Annotated in this window: 13 protein-coding genes; 5 read left to right on the top strand and 8 right to left on the bottom strand. The window is 70.6% G+C overall.

Annotated elements, in window-relative coordinates:
- Nucleotides 1–293 precede the first annotated feature (293 nt).
- From QE377_RS04605 to QE377_RS04580, 6 genes are all read right to left on the bottom strand, one after another.
- Nucleotides 294–1,637 carry an NtaA/DmoA family FMN-dependent monooxygenase gene (locus tag QE377_RS04605; protein ID WP_307320037.1) on the bottom strand — a complete coding sequence of 448 codons (1,344 nt, stop codon included), beginning with the start codon at nucleotides 1,635–1,637 and terminating at the stop codon, nucleotides 294–296.
- Between the two features lie 102 nt (nucleotides 1,638–1,739).
- Nucleotides 1,740–2,930 (bottom strand): acyl-CoA dehydrogenase family protein, encoded by a 1,191-nt coding sequence (locus tag QE377_RS04600; RefSeq protein ID WP_307320036.1) that lies wholly within the window; start codon nucleotides 2,928–2,930, stop codon nucleotides 1,740–1,742.
- On the bottom strand, nucleotides 2,927–4,114 hold the full coding sequence (locus QE377_RS04595) for an acyl-CoA dehydrogenase family protein (protein ID WP_307320034.1): 1,188 nt from the start codon (nucleotides 4,112–4,114) through the stop codon (nucleotides 2,927–2,929). The genes QE377_RS04600 and QE377_RS04595 overlap by 4 nt, the downstream gene beginning before the upstream one ends.
- Nucleotides 4,114–4,776, bottom strand: a complete 663-nt coding sequence (locus tag QE377_RS04590; RefSeq protein WP_307320032.1) for a methionine ABC transporter permease — start codon at nucleotides 4,774–4,776, stop codon at nucleotides 4,114–4,116. Before QE377_RS04590 ends, QE377_RS04595 begins: the two co-directional genes overlap by 1 nt.
- Nucleotides 4,776–5,810, bottom strand: a complete 1,035-nt coding sequence (locus QE377_RS04585) for a methionine ABC transporter ATP-binding protein (RefSeq protein WP_307320030.1) — start codon at nucleotides 5,808–5,810, stop codon at nucleotides 4,776–4,778. The genes QE377_RS04590 and QE377_RS04585 overlap by 1 nt, the downstream gene beginning before the upstream one ends.
- Nucleotides 5,811–5,921: 111 nt before the next feature.
- Nucleotides 5,922–6,902, bottom strand: a complete 981-nt coding sequence (locus QE377_RS04580) for a MetQ/NlpA family ABC transporter substrate-binding protein (RefSeq protein WP_307320028.1) — start codon at nucleotides 6,900–6,902, stop codon at nucleotides 5,922–5,924.
- 401 nt (nucleotides 6,903–7,303) lie between these two features.
- Here QE377_RS04580 and QE377_RS04575 point away from each other — a divergent pair, with 401 nt between their 5' ends.
- From QE377_RS04575 to QE377_RS04565, 3 genes are all read left to right on the top strand, one after another.
- Nucleotides 7,304–8,314: a pyridoxal-phosphate dependent enzyme gene (locus QE377_RS04575; protein ID WP_307320026.1), complete on the top strand. Its 1,011-nt coding sequence runs from the start codon at nucleotides 7,304–7,306 to the stop codon at nucleotides 8,312–8,314.
- Entirely contained in the window at nucleotides 8,311–9,468 is a 1,158-nt protein-coding gene (locus QE377_RS04570) for a cystathionine gamma-synthase (protein WP_307320024.1), read from the top strand. Before QE377_RS04575 ends, QE377_RS04570 begins: the two co-directional genes overlap by 4 nt.
- A gap of 186 nt (nucleotides 9,469–9,654) precedes the next feature.
- Nucleotides 9,655–11,415 (top strand): hypothetical protein, encoded by a 1,761-nt coding sequence (locus QE377_RS04565; protein WP_307320022.1) that lies wholly within the window; start codon nucleotides 9,655–9,657, stop codon nucleotides 11,413–11,415.
- Between the two features lie 377 nt (nucleotides 11,416–11,792).
- Here the strand turns inward: QE377_RS04565 and QE377_RS04560 are convergent, their stop codons facing one another.
- Nucleotides 11,793–13,781, bottom strand: coding sequence for an ATP-binding protein (locus QE377_RS04560; RefSeq protein WP_307320020.1), 1,989 nt, complete (start codon nucleotides 13,779–13,781; stop codon nucleotides 11,793–11,795).
- Nucleotides 13,782–13,850: 69 nt separating this feature from the next.
- Between QE377_RS04560 and QE377_RS04555 the strand changes: the two genes are divergently transcribed.
- A complete protein-coding gene (locus QE377_RS04555) occupies nucleotides 13,851–14,216 on the top strand; it encodes a response regulator transcription factor (protein WP_307320018.1) in 366 nt (121 codons plus the stop codon).
- Nucleotides 14,213–15,043, top strand: coding sequence for an endo alpha-1,4 polygalactosaminidase (locus tag QE377_RS04550; protein WP_307320016.1), 831 nt, complete (start codon nucleotides 14,213–14,215; stop codon nucleotides 15,041–15,043). Before QE377_RS04555 ends, QE377_RS04550 begins: the two co-directional genes overlap by 4 nt.
- Nucleotides 15,044–15,076: 33 nt before the next feature.
- On the opposite strand, the gene QE377_RS04545 is transcribed toward QE377_RS04550, so the two are convergent.
- Nucleotides 15,077–16,105 (bottom strand): TerC family protein, encoded by a 1,029-nt coding sequence (locus QE377_RS04545; protein WP_307325870.1) that lies wholly within the window; start codon nucleotides 16,103–16,105, stop codon nucleotides 15,077–15,079.
- Between the last annotated feature and the right edge of the window lie 94 nt (nucleotides 16,106–16,199).

The raw sequence follows: 16,199 nt of genomic DNA, 5'->3' as shown, positions 1-16,199 counted from the left end.
CGTGTCTCACTTGTGCACGCGGAGGGGCGCTTTCCCGTGAACGGTTGAGACATGGAGGTCTGGGCTCGTCGGGCAGATGTGCGCGTGTCTCGCTTGTGCACGCGGAGGGGCGCTTTCCCGTGAACGGTTGAGACATGGAGGTCTGGGCTCGTCGGGCAGATGTGCGCGTGTCTCGCTTGTGCACGTGGGTGGGCGCTTTCGCGTGCACGGTTGAGACACGCATGCCCCGGTTCGCGCGCAGGCTTCGGCTCCCGCAGGGGAGGGGCGCCCCGGCGGGAGCCGGGCGTCGTGGTTCAGCGGCGGGCGGGGTGGGTGTCGGGGAGGTAGGGGCCGGCGCCGAAGAGACGCTCGCGCAGGGTGCTGGCCTCTTCCTCGTCGCGGAGTCGGCCGCGCCGGCGGAGCTCCGGGACGACGAGCTCTGCGACGTCGCGAAGCGTGTCGAACGAGTGGTACTGCCGCAGGTTGATCCCGTCGATGCCGTCCTCGTCGAGCCACCGTTCGATCTCGTCGGCCACGACTCCGGGGGTGCCCACCACGAAGTACCGGTCCTCGCGGCTGCGTCGGAACCCCTCGAGGGTGTCGGCGACCGTCCGCTCCGGTGCGAGACCTAGTCCGTCGACGTCCGCATCCGCCAGCGCCGCCGCCTCCCGGACGGTCAGCGACCCGTCGAAGGCCGTCAGGTCCAGGGGCACGCCGGCGTGCGCGAGGATGCCGTCGAGACTCGTGAACTGTCGGTAGGTGTCCCACTTCCGCGCCGCTTCCGCCTCGGTCCGCCCCACGACGATGCCGGCCTGCACGAGGAAGCGAAGATCGTCAGGGGAACGGCCCGCGGCGGCCGCGGCCTCTCGCATCCGGGACCTGTTGCGACGAAAGTCGTCGGCGCTCTTTCCGCCGGTGAAGACCACCTCGGCGTGCCGGCCGGCGAGGGCGATCCCGGCGGGAGAACCCGTGGCCTGGAACAGCACCGGGGTGCGCTGCGGCGTCGGCTCGACGAGGTGCGGCCCCGCGACGCGAAAGTGCTCTCCGGCGTGGTCGATGTAGTGCACCTTCGCCGGATCGGTCACGAGAGCGCCCTCTGCGTCGAAGACGACGGCGCCCTCGTCCCACGAACGCTCCCACAGGGCGTAGACGACCGAGAGGAACTCGTCGGCGATGCGGTACCGCTCGTCGTGCGGGATCTGCTCGTCCAGGCCGAAGTTGCGCGCGGCGTTGGGCAGGTAGGACGTGACGATGTTCCATCCCACGCGCCCCCGCGTCAGGGCGTCGAGGGTGGACATGCGCCGGGCGAAGGTGAACGGCGGTTCGTAGCTCGTCGAGAAGGTCACCCCGAAGCCCAGCCGGCGGGTCACCGCGGCCATGAGCGGCACGACGAGCAGGGGATCGTGCGAGGGGATCTGCAGTCCCTCGCGCACGGCCGTTTCGGGCCCGTCGCGGAACACGTCGTAGGCGCCCACGACGTCGGCCAGGAAGATCGCGTCGAACCCGCCCTCCTCGGCGAGCTGCGCGAGCTCCTGCCAGTAGGCGATCTCGCCGTGACGGTGCCGGTTGTTGCCGGGCAGACGCCAGAGTCCGTGCGTGATGTGGCTGACCGTGTTCATCTCGAACAGGTTGAGGATGAGCTTCTTGGGCTCGGGCATGGATCTCTCTCGGTCAGGTTCTCGGGCGGGGCGGGGCGGCTACTCGGGCGCTGTCGGCGCGTGCCGGGTGCGGACGCGGCGGGCGAGAACGGCCGGGCCGGTTCAGGTCTCTCCGACCGTCCACCAGGACGCGAGCGGCGTGCCGGTCAGCTCGTGCGCGCCCAGTGCGCGCGCTTTGAACCGTAAGGGGTTGTGCGAGGCGAGCGTGCGTGCGTTGCGCCAGTGGCGATCCAGAGCACGGTCGGCATCGAGCGCGCTCGCACCGCCGACCTCGAACAGGCGGTTCGCGGCCTCCAGGACGGCGGGGAGGATCACCAGCTGCGCCGCGGTGACGGCCCGATCCGCCGCAGCGACCGCGGGGCGGGCCCGTTCGTCGTCGCCGGACAGCACGGCCTCGGTCGAGGCGTCGAGAGCGGCGGATGCGGCGGCCAGCGCGGCGTCGGCCGCGAACGAGGCCGAGGCGATGTCGCCGACGACCTCCTGCACGAGCGGATCGTCCTGCGTCCTGCGGGCCACCCCGTGGCTGAATCCGCGCGTGCGGGTGCGGACATAGGTGCGCGCATCGTCGAGCACGGCGCGCCCGATCCCTGCGGCGGCCGCGAGCAGCACGAGCTGCACGAAAGCGCCGGCGTGGCTCACCCGCCCCTGCTCCCGGGCGATGATGTCGTCCTCCTCGATGCGCACGTCGCGGAAGATCGTCGTGCCGCTGCCCGTCAGGCGCTGGCCGAACCCCCGCCAGTCGTCGACGCGTTCGACTCCGCTCGCCGTGGTGTCGAGCATCACGCTGACCTGCTCGCCCTCGTACTCGGCGAGGACGCCGACCGTGTCGGCGAACAGCGTGCCGGTCGAATAGAACTTCCGCCCGTCCAGGCGCAGGCCGCGTGCGTCGCGGGTGACCGCCGTGGCGACGTGGCCGACGGAGGCAGGTCCCCGCTCGAACGTCGCGTTCCCGTGGATCGCTCCCCCGGCGACCCGCGCCAGCAGGCGGTCGCGGCGGGCCCCGGGCGGTGAGAGCAGGGTCCGGTCGACGAACGCGAAGTGCGACCGCAGCAGCTGCGCGAGGTTCGGATCGCGGCGTGCGAGCTCCGCCAGCAGCTCGAACAGCTGCGACGGGCCCGCCCCGCGCCCGCCGAGCGCGACGGGAAGAGTCACGCGGGTGAAGCCGGCGTCACGCAGCGCCTCGACTTCTGCGTGCGGCAACCGCCGCTCCCGTTCTCGCGCGACGGCTTCCTGTCCGACGGCGTCGAAGACCGCGTCGAACTCGCGCACCAGGGCGGCCGATCCGACGCTCATGCGACCGAACCCGTCGCGGGGACGCCGGTCGGCGCGCCGGGCGCCTGCCAGGCGGGAATCGTCCCGTCCAGCTCGAAACGGCCGACCGCGCGCACCCGCTGGAGAACGGGATTGTGGGAGGCGATCGTGCGCACATTGCGCCAGTGCCGATCCAGGCCCAGCGTGCGCGACGTCGCGCTCGCGCCGCCGACCTCGAACAGCCGGCTGGTGGCGGCAAGCACGAGCTCGATGACCGTCTGCTGCGCGCGGTACACCTCCAGCTCGATGTCGCGCAGCGCGGCGCCGTCGTGGGCCCCCGCGGCGGCGTCCAGATCTGCCGCGACGCTGAGCACGATCCGCCGTGCGGCGGACGCGGCGGCGCTGATCTCACCCACGACGACCTGCACAAGCGGGTCGTCGACGGGCCGCGTCTCGCCGGCGAAGCCGAAGGTGCGTCGTCGCGGGCGCACGAAGGCCACCGTGTCGGCGACCGCCCTGCGGGCGATCCCCGCGATCACGGCCAGAAGGGTCAGCTGATAGACGCCCCCGACGACGCGGTGGCGATCCTCGTCCCGCCCGCCCAGAGGGAACACGTCGCCGGGATCGACCGCCACCGCATCCAGGATCGTCGTACCCGAGGCGGTCAGAGGCTGCCCGAATCCGTCCCAGTCGTCCACGATGCTCACCCCGGGCGCATCGGAGCGCACCGCCAGGGCGACGCGCTCGCCGGAGGCGTCGACGGCCGCCACATGGACCCAATCGGCGTACAGCGAGCCCGTCGTGTAGTGCTTGGTGCCCGTCACCCGCAGGCCGTCGTGGCCGGTGTCCGTGAGCCGCGTTGTCAGCTGCGCCGTCTCCTGGCGTTCGCTGAACGCGTTGCCCATGACCTCTCCGGCCGCGAGACGAGGAAGCCAGCGGGTTGCCGTGTCCGTGTGCCAGCCGTCCCAGCGGAGCTGCTCGACGAAGGCGATGTGCCCGCGCCAGATGTGCGCGAGATTCGAGTCGACCTCGGCAAGCTCCACGACGCGCGCGAGCACGTCGACCAGCGACGCCTCAGCGCCGCCGACGATCCGCGGCAGACGGAGGGCGCCGAAGCGCTGCGCCCGCAGCTCGTCGACGGCCGCGAACGGGAGATCCCGCTCGCGCTCCCGCTCCGCGGCGCCCGCGCGCCATCTCGCGAGCAGCTCGCCCCATGCGTCGGTCATCAGTGCATCACCTTTCGCGAGACCCAGTTGCCGAGCAGCTGGGCGGCCTGGACGAGGACGATCAGGACGACGACGATCACGAGCACCACGAACCAGTCGAAGCGTTGATAGCCGTACTTGAGTGCGAGGTCGCCGAGCCCGCCGCCGCCGATCGCGCCGGCGACGGCCGTCGTGTCGACGAGCGCGACGACGATGTAGGTCAGCCCCAGTGTCAGCGGTCCGAGGGATTCGGGGAGCACGACCGTGAAGAGCACCCGGGCCGGGCTCGCCCCCATCGCCACGGCCGCCTCGATGGACCCCGGATCGACGGCGACGAGGTTCGACTCGACGATGCGGGCGATGGCCATGGAGGCGACGATCGTGATCGGCACGGTGGCCGCGAGCGGCCCGATGCTCGTGCCGATCAGGAAGCGGGTGAGGGGGATGATCGACACGGCGAGGATGATGAAGGGCACGGGCCGCACGATGTTGATGACGAGGTTCAGGCCGCCGAACACGACCCGGTTGGCGAGCAAATTGCCCGGCCGCGTCGCGTACAGGAGCAGCCCCAGGCCGAGTCCGAGGATCGTGGCGAGGGTGAAGGAGATCGTCACCATGAGGAGCGTCTCGAACAGTGCCCGGCCGACACGGGGGAGCAGGGCGTCCAGGTAGGCGGCATCCATCAGCGTGCTCCTTCCAGCTCGGTGACCACGGCCGCATCCCGCAGGTCCGTGAGGGCGCGATCCACGTTGTCGTCGGTGCCGAGCAGCTCGACCGTGAGGCTGCCGAAGAGCCGCGCCTGCAGCTCGTCGACGCCGCCGTAGACGACGTTCACGTCCACGTCGTGTGCGCGCGAGATGCGCGAGAGGAAGGGATCGTTGGACTCGCGGTTCTCGATGTGCAGCTGCACGAGACGTCCGGTGTGCACCGTGCGGATGCGCCGGATCGTCTCCGCCGAGGGCAGATGGTGCAGCACGGAGGACACGAAGCGTCGCGAGGTCGCGTGCTGCGGGTGCGCGAACACGTCGTACACGCTGCCCTGCTCGACGACGCGGCCTTCCTGCATGACCGCGACGCGGTTGCACACGTCGCGGATCACCTCCATCTCGTGGGTGACGACGAGGATCGTGATGCCGTACTCCGCGTGCACGCGGCGGAGCAGATCCAGCACCTCGCCCGTCGTCTGCGGATCGAGGGCGCTCGTGGCCTCATCGCTGATGAGCACGTCGGGCCGATTCGCGAGCGCACGGGCGATGCCCACGCGCTGCTTCTGCCCGCCCGAGAGCTGCGAGGGGTACTGGAGCGCCTTGTCGGACAGCCCGACGAAGTCGAGCAGCTCGGCCACCCGGTCGATCGCGTCGCTCTCGGAGACGCCCGCCAGGCGCAGCGGGTAGGCGATGTTCTTGTAGACCGTGCGCGAGCGCAGCAGGTTGAACTGCTGGAAGATCATGCCGATCCGCTGGCGGGCCCGCCGCAGCCCGGCCGCGTCGAGCGCCGTGATCTCCCTCTCGCCCACGAATACGCGTCCGCTCGTCGGGCGCTCCAGCGCGTTGACGGTCCGCAGGAGCGTCGACTTGCCGGCGCCGGAATAGCCGACGATCCCGTAGATGTCGCCGGCGTCGACGGCGAGGGTGACGTCGTCGAGCGCGGTGAGGGTGCGCCCTCGGGCTGTGGTGAAGGTCTTCGAGACGTGCTCGAAGCGGACGGCGGTGCTCATGCTCCTCCAGGGAGTGGATGCGGGTGCGTGCGTCTCGTTCCGCGCCACGGCCTCGCTCGACGACCGGGGTCGTGCCGGTCGTCGAGCGAGAGCAGCGAGCGCGGAGGCGGATCAGCCGTTGGCGGCCGCGGACTTCTCGAGGTCGGCGAGCTTCGCGCGCAGGGTGTCGACGGGGATCTGCACGAGCACCGTCGCTCCCTTGTCCTCCTTCTCGAGCGCCTCGGCGGCCCGCGGGTCGGCGTACGCCTCTTCGAGGACCTTCCACGCCGGGTCGTCCGCGTTGTCGGCGCGACTGGCGACGACGTTGATGTAGGGGAGGTTCTTCTCGTCGAGCGAGTCGTCGAGGTACAGGGCCTTGTCCGCGGTGATGCCCTGCGAGGGGTCGAAGTAGGAGAGGCCGACGACGACGGCGGACAGGCTGGGATCGTCGAACTGCTGCGGAATCGTGGTCGCCGCGATCGGCACGAACTGCAGGTTCTTCGGGTTGGCGGTGACGTCGTCGACAGAGGGGAAGTCGCCCGCATCCTTGCTCAGCTCGATGAGTCCGGCCGAAGCCAGGATGCCGAGTGCACGGCCGCCGTTGGACGGATCGTCGGGGATGGCGATGCGGCCGCCGTCGGGGATCTCGTCGGTGTCGCCGAGGGTCGCGGAGAAGATGCCCCACTGCGTGATGAGTGTCGAGAACACCGGGGTGAGGTCCTCGTCGTTCTGGGCGTTGAAGTTGGAGAGGTACAGGATGTGCTGGAAGGCGTTGCCATCCACCGTCCCGGCGGCGAGCTCCGTGTTCGGCAGCACCCAGTCGTCGACGTTGACCCAGGTCACGTCGAGCCCCTTCTCCGCCGCGATGTCCGCGATGGCGCTCTGGAAGTCGGAGTCCTCGCTGACCGCGATTCGCAGCGCGAGACGCTCCTCGCCCCCTGCCGCGGCGGCCGGCTCCTCGGAGCGGGTGAGGTTCGCGACGATGGCTACGACGCCGACGATCACCGCCACGACGACGACGGCTGCGACGCTCAGCCAGATGGTGCGCCGGCGCTTGCGGGATGCGTCGAGCGACGTCCGCAGATCGGCGGAGTCGGACGGGTTCTCGGACATGTGATGTCTCCTTGCTCTGGCCGTTGCGCCGGTGGCGCGCAGGGCTCTGTGTGCTGTGTCGGCGACCCGGGGTCGCGATGTCCTCATTGCGCCACACCGGGTCGGCGGCGTCCGATCCGAGCCGTCACATCGCGTCGCGCGTCGTCATATCCCGTCACGGGCGCGGTCGGCGAGAACGAGCATCCCTTCATCGAGCGAGCATCCGATCGAGTGCTCACTCGATGAAGGAGTGGATCACTCGGCGGCAGGGGTCGAGCGTGAGCTCTGATAGGGTCGCAGCGTGCTTACCTGTCGTTGTTGTCGCTGAGTGATCCCGTGCGCCCTGCCGCGCACCCTCACCGATGACCTCCGACAACCCGCGGGCCCCGCAGCCGGGCCCCGCCGCACCCAGGGACACCTCCATGCGTTACGCATCCAGCGTCGCCGCGCTCGTCGGCAACACCCCGCTCGTCAAGCTCAACCGCGTCACCGACGGCATCGCCGCCACGGTGCTCGCCAAGGTCGAATACTTCAATCCCGGCGGCTCCGCCAAGGACCGCATCGCCAAGAACATCATCGACGCAGCCGAACGCGACGGGCTGCTGCAGCCCGGCGGCACGATCGTCGAGCCGACCAGCGGCAACACCGGCGTCGGCCTGGCGCTCGTCGCGCTCGAGCGCGGCTATCGCATGATCTTCGTCGTCCCCGACAAGTTCGCCGGCGAGAAGGTCGCGGTGCTGCGGGCCTACGGGGCCGAGGTCGTGATGACACCCACCTCCGTCCCACCCGAGCATCCGGACTCGTACTACAGCGTCTCCGACCGGCTCGCGCGTGAGATCCCGGGGGCGTTCAAGCCGAACCAGTTCGCCAACCAGAACGGCCCCCGCGGACACTTCGAGACCACGGGCCCCGAGATCTGGGCGGACACCGACGGCGCCGTCACCCACTTCGTCGCGGGCATCGGCACCGGCGGCACGATCAGCGGCACGGGCCGCTTCCTCAAGCAGGCGTCCGAGGGTCGCGTGACCGTGATCGGCGCCGACCCCGAGGGGTCGATTTACTCCGGCGGTCCGCTGCACGGCTACCTCGTCGAGGGCGTCGGCGAGGACTTCTGGCCCGCCACCTTCGATCCCGCCGTCGTCGACCGCTACGAGCGCGTGGACGACGCGGAGGCCTTCGCCATGACGCGCCGCCTGGCACGCGAGGAGGGCTTGCTCGTGGGGGGATCGGGTGGGATGGCGGTGGTCGCCGCCCTTCGAGCCGCGCGCGAGCTCCCCGCCGACGCCGTGGTCGTCGTGGTGCTGCCCGATCACGGCCGCGGCTATCTCAGCAAGATCTTCGACGACGCCTGGATGACCGATCACGGATTCGCCGTCGAACAGACCACGAGCCGGCTCGCCGAAGCCCGCACCGACGAAGGAGCACAACGATGACCAACCCCGCAGCCCGCGCCTTCGCCAGTCTCGCAGTTCACGCAGGGCAGGATTTCGACCCCACCACCGGTGCGGTCATCCCGCCGATCCACATGAGCACGACGTTCGCCCAGGACGGCATCGGCGGTCTTCGCGGCGGTTACGAGTACGGCCGCAGCGGCAACCCGACCCGTACGGCTCTCGAGACGCAGCTCGCCGCGATCGAGCACGGCGAGCATGCGCTGTCGTTCTCGTCCGGACTCGCCGCAGAGGACGCACTGCTGCGCGCCGTGCTGAAGCCGGGCGACGACGTCCTGCTCGGCAGCGACGTGTACGGCGGCACCTACCGGCTGCTCGCCCGTGTGCTCGGCCCATGGGGCGTCACGCTCCGCGTCGTCGACATGAGCGATCTGGATGCGGTCGCCGCAGCCCTCCAGGAACGACCGGCCCGCATCCTCTGGGTCGAGACGCCCTCCAACCCGCTGCTGAAGGTCAGCGACATCGCGGGGCTCGCGCGCCTCGGACACGAGGCGGGCGCGCTCGTCGTGGTCGACAACACGTTCGCGACCCCTGCGCTGCAGCAGCCGCTCGCGCTCGGCGCCGACGTGGTCGTGCACTCCACCACCAAGTACCTCGGCGGCCACTCCGACGTCGTCGGCGGTGCGCTCGTCACGAACGACGCGGAGCTCGCCGATCAGGCGCGCTTCCTCCAGTTCGCCGTCGGTGCGGTCTCGAGCCCGTTCGACGCCTGGTTGACCACACGCGGCATCAAGACCCTCGGCGTGCGGATGCAGCGTCACAGTGAGAACGGCGACGCCGTCGCGAACTTCCTCGCCGGTCACGAGCGGGTCGCCGCCGTCTACTATCCCGGCCTGTCGACGCATCCCGGCCACGACATCGCGCGCACCCAGATGAGCGGGTTCGGCGGCATCGTGTCGCTCGCGCTCGCCGATCAGGCCGCGGCCCGTCGCTTCGCCGAATCCACGCGACTGTTCACGCTCGCGGAGTCGCTCGGAGGGGTCGAGTCCCTCGTGAACTACCCCGATGCGATGACCCACGCGTCGGTGCGCGGCACCGAACTGGCGGTCCCCGTGGAGGTCGTGCGCCTCTCGGTGGGCATCGAGGACGCGGAGGATCTTCTCGCCGATCTGGATGCGGCGCTCGCCGCGATCTGAACACGCGCCCCTCGACGTCGCACGCGCAAGAGGGCCTGTGACGCCCTTTCCTGCGTCGCGCTGGGTACAGTAGTCGCGCAAAGCAGGTCGACCCGACGGCCTGAGGGGATCTATGAGATCGATGGTGCGCGGACACTCCGTGTCGTCGAAGGCGTCGAGTGGCGACGTGACCGGACGGAACCGGCGATGACGCCTGCCCGCGCATACGCCGAGGCCCGTCGCGGCGGTGCCGTCGGGAGTGCGCGACGCGTGGCGCGTATCTGGTGGGGGACTCTGACCAGCGGCCGTTTCTTCAGCGGATGGAGCGCTGCCGTCTCCCTCCTGATCGCCGTGACGGTGCTCGGCGCCTACCGGTCGGTGAACTCGACGGTCGAGTACCTGCCCGCCATCGGCATCTCGGTTCTCGTCTGGGCCGTGCTGGTGGTGCTCGTGCTGCCGGTGGCGTGGGCCGAACGCCGCATACGGCGCCGTCGCCGGCGAGCCCTTCTCGTGCTCGTCACGGTGGTCGGCGTCGGCGCGGCGCGTCCCCTGCTCAACGACGCCGCCGGCTTCGTGCTGCTGCACGAGCCCAGCACGGGCTCCTGGGTCGAGCGCGTGACGACGAACGTGGTCATCTGGCTCATCGTGCTGTCCCTCGTCGCCACGGCGACGGTGGCCTACCACACCACCCGCGACGCGAGCGCGCGCCTGCGGGTCGCGCTGTCCGACCTGAGCGAGGCCGACCGCCGCGCCGACGCCTACGCGCGCCGCAGCCGCCTCCTGCTGCACGGGGAGGTCGCGAAGCTCCGCACCGAACTCACGCAGCTGGTGGCGGCCGACCCCGGATTCGACGAGGTCAGTGCGTTCTCGCAGTCGGTCCGCGCGGTCAGCCACGACCTCGAGGACGCAGCGGTGCTGCCGCTGTCCGAGATTCCCGCAGGAACCGGTCCCGTGGACGTGCCCGCCGCGCCCCGACGCCCGCTGCTGGCGCGGCTGCGCCCGCCGAGCCCGGTGGTCGTCAGCATCGCCTACGTGGTGGGCAGCCTTCCGTACACGCTGACCACGGTGTCGACGGCCCTCGCCCTCATCGCCGTCGTGCTCGTCTTCGCCTGCGGCTTCGTGGCCGACGCGGTCGCCCGTCGCTCGTCGCGCCGTCGCTCGGCCACTGCGCGAGGCGGCGCCATCCTGTTCGCCTGGTTCGCGACCGGGGTGCTCTTCGCTTCCGCCGCGATCCTCCTGGCACCGCAGACCCTGCCGACGGCGCTCGTCCCGATCCTCGCCTTCCCCCTCCTCGCGGCCATCGTCGGTGTCTCCTCCGATGCGATCCACAGTGCGATCGTGCAGATGCGTCGCCTGTCGCGCGCTCTGGCCGCGCAGACGGATGCGGTCGCCACGCGCACGACGCGCGCTCGTCTCGAACTGCGCAGCGCGGCCGAGCAGCTGCACGGTCGCGTCCAGGGGAGGTGCGTGCTGTTCGCGGCGACGGTGGACGAGCGCGCGGCCACGGCCGAGGAGCTGGAGGCCTTCGCGGCGACGATCACGCTGGCCCTCGCGGAGATCGAGGGCACAGCGCCGACACGGGCCGCGGCCGCGACCGCGCCCTCGAACGCCCTCGCCCAGATGATCGAGACGTGGTCCCATGTGCTGGAGATCTCGAGCGACATCGACGAGGAGTCGCGGATCGCACTCGGCCGCGAGGATGTGACGCGCCGTGTCGTCGACATCGCGAGCGAGGGCTTCCTCAACGCGGTCAAGCACTCGGGCGCGAGGCAGGCGACGCTCGAGGTGACCCACGGCGACCCGGATGCCGCCCCGGAGCTGCGTGTGGAGGTGTCATCGCCGGGACGCCTCGGCTCAGCACTGCCCCTGACCGCGGGCCGGGGCATCGCCAATCTGGGCGGCGCGCAGCTGTTTCAGCGAGGCCGTGATGTCGTGCTCGAGGCACGGGTGCCCTTGCCCGTCGCCTGAACTGCGCGCAGGCGACCGCATCCGATCGGGATGCATGCGTGGCGCCCGGCGGCCGGCGCCAGTGTGTCTCTGCCCCTCCGTGTCTCAGTCGTGCACGCTGCGGCTTTCGTCGGCGTGCATAAGTGGGACACGCAGTGCCGTGGCGCCCGGCGCTCGAATCGGTGTCTCAGTTGTGCACGCTGGCCTGACGCGTTTCGTGAATAAGTGGGACACGCAGGGGTCCGGCACCGTCTCAGTGCGGATGCGGCGGATGCGTCGGATGCGGGTGCGGATGCGGATGCGGCTGATGCGGATGCGGGCGCGGGGCGCGAGGCGCGGGGCGCGGGGCGCGAGGCGCGGGGCGCGGATGCGGGGCGCGAGGCGCGGGGGGGCGATGCTCAGGCGGGTTGCGGTGCCGCCGGCAGCCGCAGCACCGCACGCAGACCGCCGGACGCAGGGGAGACGAGCTCCAGGGTGCCGCCGTTCCGTTTCGCGAGGCGCTGCGCGATGGACAGGCCGAGGCCGACGCCGGGTGTGCCGGAATGCTCCGCCTGGACGCCCCGGAAGAACCGGTCGAAGGCGCGGTCGCGGTCCGCGTCGCTCATGCCCGGCCCGCTGTCGCTGACCGAGAACTCGGTGATCCCGCCGTCTTCGCGTACGCGCACCAGCACGTCCCCGTCGACCGGTGTGAACAGGATCGCGTTGGTGAGCAGCGCTCCGAGCGAGCGATGGATGTCGGCGGGAACCCCGTGCACGTTCGCTCCGGCATCGATGTCGATCTCGAGGCGCAGCCGTTTCTCATCGGCCGCGGCGCCGTGGGAGGCGACGATCGCCGCCACCACGGAACGGGTCGAGAGCGTGTGCTGCTCGCCGGGGCTCACGGGCGTCGCATGGGCGCCGCCGACCATCAGCAGATCCTCCACGAGATCCGACAGACGCAGACCGTTCCGCCGGATGCGGGAGACCCAGTCGCGTTCGAGAGCGGTCAGCACGGGCGACTCTTCGAGAAGCTCGGCGTAGCCCAGCACGTTCGTCAAGGGCGTCCGAAGCTCGTGACTCGTGGTCGAGATGAAGTCGTCGCGCTGCCGGCTGAGGTCGGCGCGCAGCTCCGTGGCCGCGTCGCGCTCGCGCTCGGCGTCCGCGCGGGCCTCGATCATGCGGACGGTGCTCGACACGTCGAGCAGCTGTACGGCGAACAGTCCGGGATCGTCCTCGATCGGGTTGGCAACGAGGCGCAGCGACGTGTCTCCGTCGGTGTGCACACGCTCGACGCCGTCGCGACTGGCGTGGCGGGCGACGTGCTCGAGGGGACCCCTCCAACCGTCACCGTCGAGTTCGAGGGCGATCATGGAGCGCGCGGCCGGATTCGCCCACAGCAGCTGGGTGCTCTCGCCGGCGCGGCGCGCCACGGCGAGTCCCACCTCGGTCTCGACCAGACCGCCCGAGAGCAGGTGGCTGGTGCGCGCCGCCACCCGCGCCGTCTCCTGCTGCTCCGCGCGTGCGGTGAGCAGCAGGAGCGACACGGTCGCCAAGGCGATGAGGAAGATCTCGACGGTGATCGCGCGCTCAGCCGACGAGAGCCCGAGTGCGAAAGGCCCGCGCCCCGCCAGGGTGACCATGAGAATCGCGACGCCGGCGACCAGCACCTCGACGAGGGCGACCACGAACGGCAGGCGCAGACATCCCCACGCGATGATCATGAACGGCAGGAAGGTGAGGGGGATCTCCACGCGGGGAACGGCGACGAACGCGAGCACGCCGAGCAGGAGGGCGGGCTGCAGCACGCCCTCCCAGCGCGGCAGTGGTGTGGAGCCGAACGACGGCGGGATGCAGGCGAACGGAGCGATCAGGAGCACGGCGGCCGCGTGGGAAGGAAAGACGGTCAGCGCGGTCGCCGAGAAGTCGCCACCGCCGAGCAGCGCGGCCGTGGCGGCGGCGATCATCGCGGCGACGAGGGCGCCCGTGAGGCCAGCGACCACGAAGACGAGCGCCTCGCGCGTGCGGCGCAGGACGAAAGCGTTCGATCCGCGGTAGCCCCAGATCGCCAGCACTGTCAGCACAGCCGCGACCTCCATGGCGTTCCCCAGCGCATAGCCGACGGCCACCGCGAGCGAACGGCCGTAGACGAGGTTGGGGATCACCGTCACGACGAGAACCAGCAGAACGGAGGCGCCGCGGCGGCGCGGTGGATTGAGCAGGGCGAAGAGGACGGCCGCTCCCGCGGCCGGCCACCACGCGGCGGCGCTGCCTCCCGGAGGCGTGAAGACCGTCCCCGTGAGGCCCAGTGCGCCGATGACGATCGCGGCGATCGGCCAACTCCACCACGGGGGGATCCATGCGGTCCGTGCCGGGGCGCCGAGTGTCGCGAACGGGGCGCCAGCCTTCATACTGTGAACGTACCCTCTCGGCGGCGCCCGCCCCGTACACGAGACAAGGGTTGCGAGGAGGTGGCGGCCGTGGCCAGCATCCTGGTCGTCGAAGACGACGCCGATGTGGCGCAGCTGATCCAGCACCGCCTGGCGGCGTCGGGGCACGAGGTCGCGGTGGCTCCCGATGGTGAGCAGGGCCTCGTCGCCGCGCGCGACGCGCATCCCTCCCTCGTGATCCTGGACTGGATGATGCCGTACCGCACCGGTCTGGAAGTGTGCACCGAGCTCCGCGGCGACGCGTCGTTCGCGAGCACCCGCATCATGATGCTCACCGCCCGGACCCAGGACGAGGACATCGCGCGCGCGTTCTCGGCCGGCGCCGACGACTTCATGACGAAGCCCTTCTCGCCGCGCGAGCTCGTCGCGCGGGTGGGGGCCCTGCTCGCCTCATGACCCGCCGCGCCGCGCTTGCGCCGGTGCGTGCCGCAGCCGCTCTCGCGCTGATCGCGAGTGTCGCCGTCGCCGTCGCCGCGTGTGCGAGCGAGCCCGCGCCGCCGCATCCGCCGCCCTCCGCGGTGCCGGCCGACTATCAGCTCGGTGGCGCGTATCCGCCGGACCCGCGGGTGGGCATCGTTGCCCGCGACCGCTCCGCGGCGCCTGTCGACGGGGTGTACTCGATCTGTTATCTCAATGCGTTCCAGACGCAGCCCGGCGAGCGCGACGAGTGGCCCGACGACCTCGTCCTCCGCCAGGACGGTGCGGACGTCATGGATCCGGACTGGCCCGACGAAGCGCTCCTCGACACCCGTTCGGATGGCGCTCGCCAGGCCATCGCGGAGCGCGTCGGCGAGTGGATCGACGGCTGTGCGGCGGCGGGCTACGACGCGGTCGAGTTCGACAACCTCGACACCTACACGCGCTCCGACGATCTCCTGAGAGCCGACGACAACCTCGCCCTCGCGACGCTGCTCGTCGAGCGGGCGCATCGTGCGGGCCTTGCGGCGGGCCAGAAGAACGCGGCGGAGGATGCCGAGCGTCTGCGCGCGGAGGCCGGCTTCGACTTCGCGGTGGTGGAGGAGTGCGCGTACTACGACGAGTGCGCCGCCTACACCGACGTCTACGGCGACGCCGTGGTCGCGATCGAGTACACCGATGCGATCGACCGGCCGTTCGACGACCTCTGCGCCGATCCCGCGATGCCCGCATCCCTCGTGCTGCGCGATCGCGACCTCACGACGCCGGGGGATGCGGACTACGCCTTCGAGATCTGTCCGCGCTGATGCGGCGCCGTATCCGGGCCCGGGAACGGGTGCTCAGTGCTCGTCGACCTCGGCGGTGGCGACGGGGTGTCCCTGCACCTGGCCGCGGTCGGCCTTCAGGCGGTCGTTGCGGGTCTTCAGCAGGCTCGCGACGGTGGCCACCGCGATCGTCGCGCCGATGAACAGCAGCGAGAACCAGATCGGGATTTCGGGGACCCAGTCGATGTGCTCGCCGCCGTTGATGAACGGCAGCTCGTTGACGTGGAGTGCGTGGAAGACGAGCTTCACACCGATGAAGGCCAGGATGACGGCGAGGCCCTGCGCCAGGTAGACCAGGCGCTCCAACAGTCCGCCGACGAGGAAGAAGAGCTGGCGCAGGCCCATCAGGGCGAACGCGTTGGCGGTGAAGACGATGTACGCCTCCTGCGTGAGCCCGTAGATCGCGGGGATCGAGTCGAGGGCGAAGACCAGATCGATGAAGCCCACGGCGATGATCGTCAGAAGCATGGGGGTGACGAAGCGCTTGCCGTCGATCTTCACGGTCAGCCGGTCGCCGTGGTACTCGTCGTGAACCGGGAGGATGCGGCGCATGAACCGCACGATCCGCCCGTTCGAAGGGTCGGACTCGTGGCTCGAGAACGCCTGCTGCCAGGCCAGGTAGAGCAGGAACGCGCCGAAGATGTAGAACACCCAGGAGACGTTCTCGATAAGGGCGGCGCCCAGCGCGATGAACGCGCCGCGCATGATGAGCGCGATCACGATGCCGATCATGAGCACCTTCTGCTGGTACTCCTTGGGCACGGCGAAGCCCGTCATGATGATGAGGAAGACGAAGAGGTTGTCGATCGACAGCGCCTTCTCGGTGAGGTACCCCGCGAAGTACTCGCCACCGAAGGTCCAGCCCGAGACCATGCCGATCCCGACGCCGAACAGCAGCGCCAGGCCGATGTAGAAGACCGACCAGACGGCGGATTCGCGGATGGTGGGGGCGTGCGGCTTTCGCACGTGCACGAAGAACTCGAAGACGAAGAAGGCGATCGTGATCGCGATCGTGATGAGCCAGATGGCGGGGGTGATGTTCACGGAGAACTCCAAGGGGTGGGCGTACGGTCATGACGCCAAGGTCTCCTCCGCCCCGATGCTGGTCGGGACCGGCGGCCCGGGATCCGACGTTGGA

It is taken from the genome of Microbacterium sp. SORGH_AS_0862 (genome assembly GCF_030818795.1).
Lineage (GTDB): Bacteria > Actinomycetota > Actinomycetes > Actinomycetales > Microbacteriaceae > Microbacterium.
This window is presented reverse-complemented; position numbering and strand designations above follow the sequence as displayed.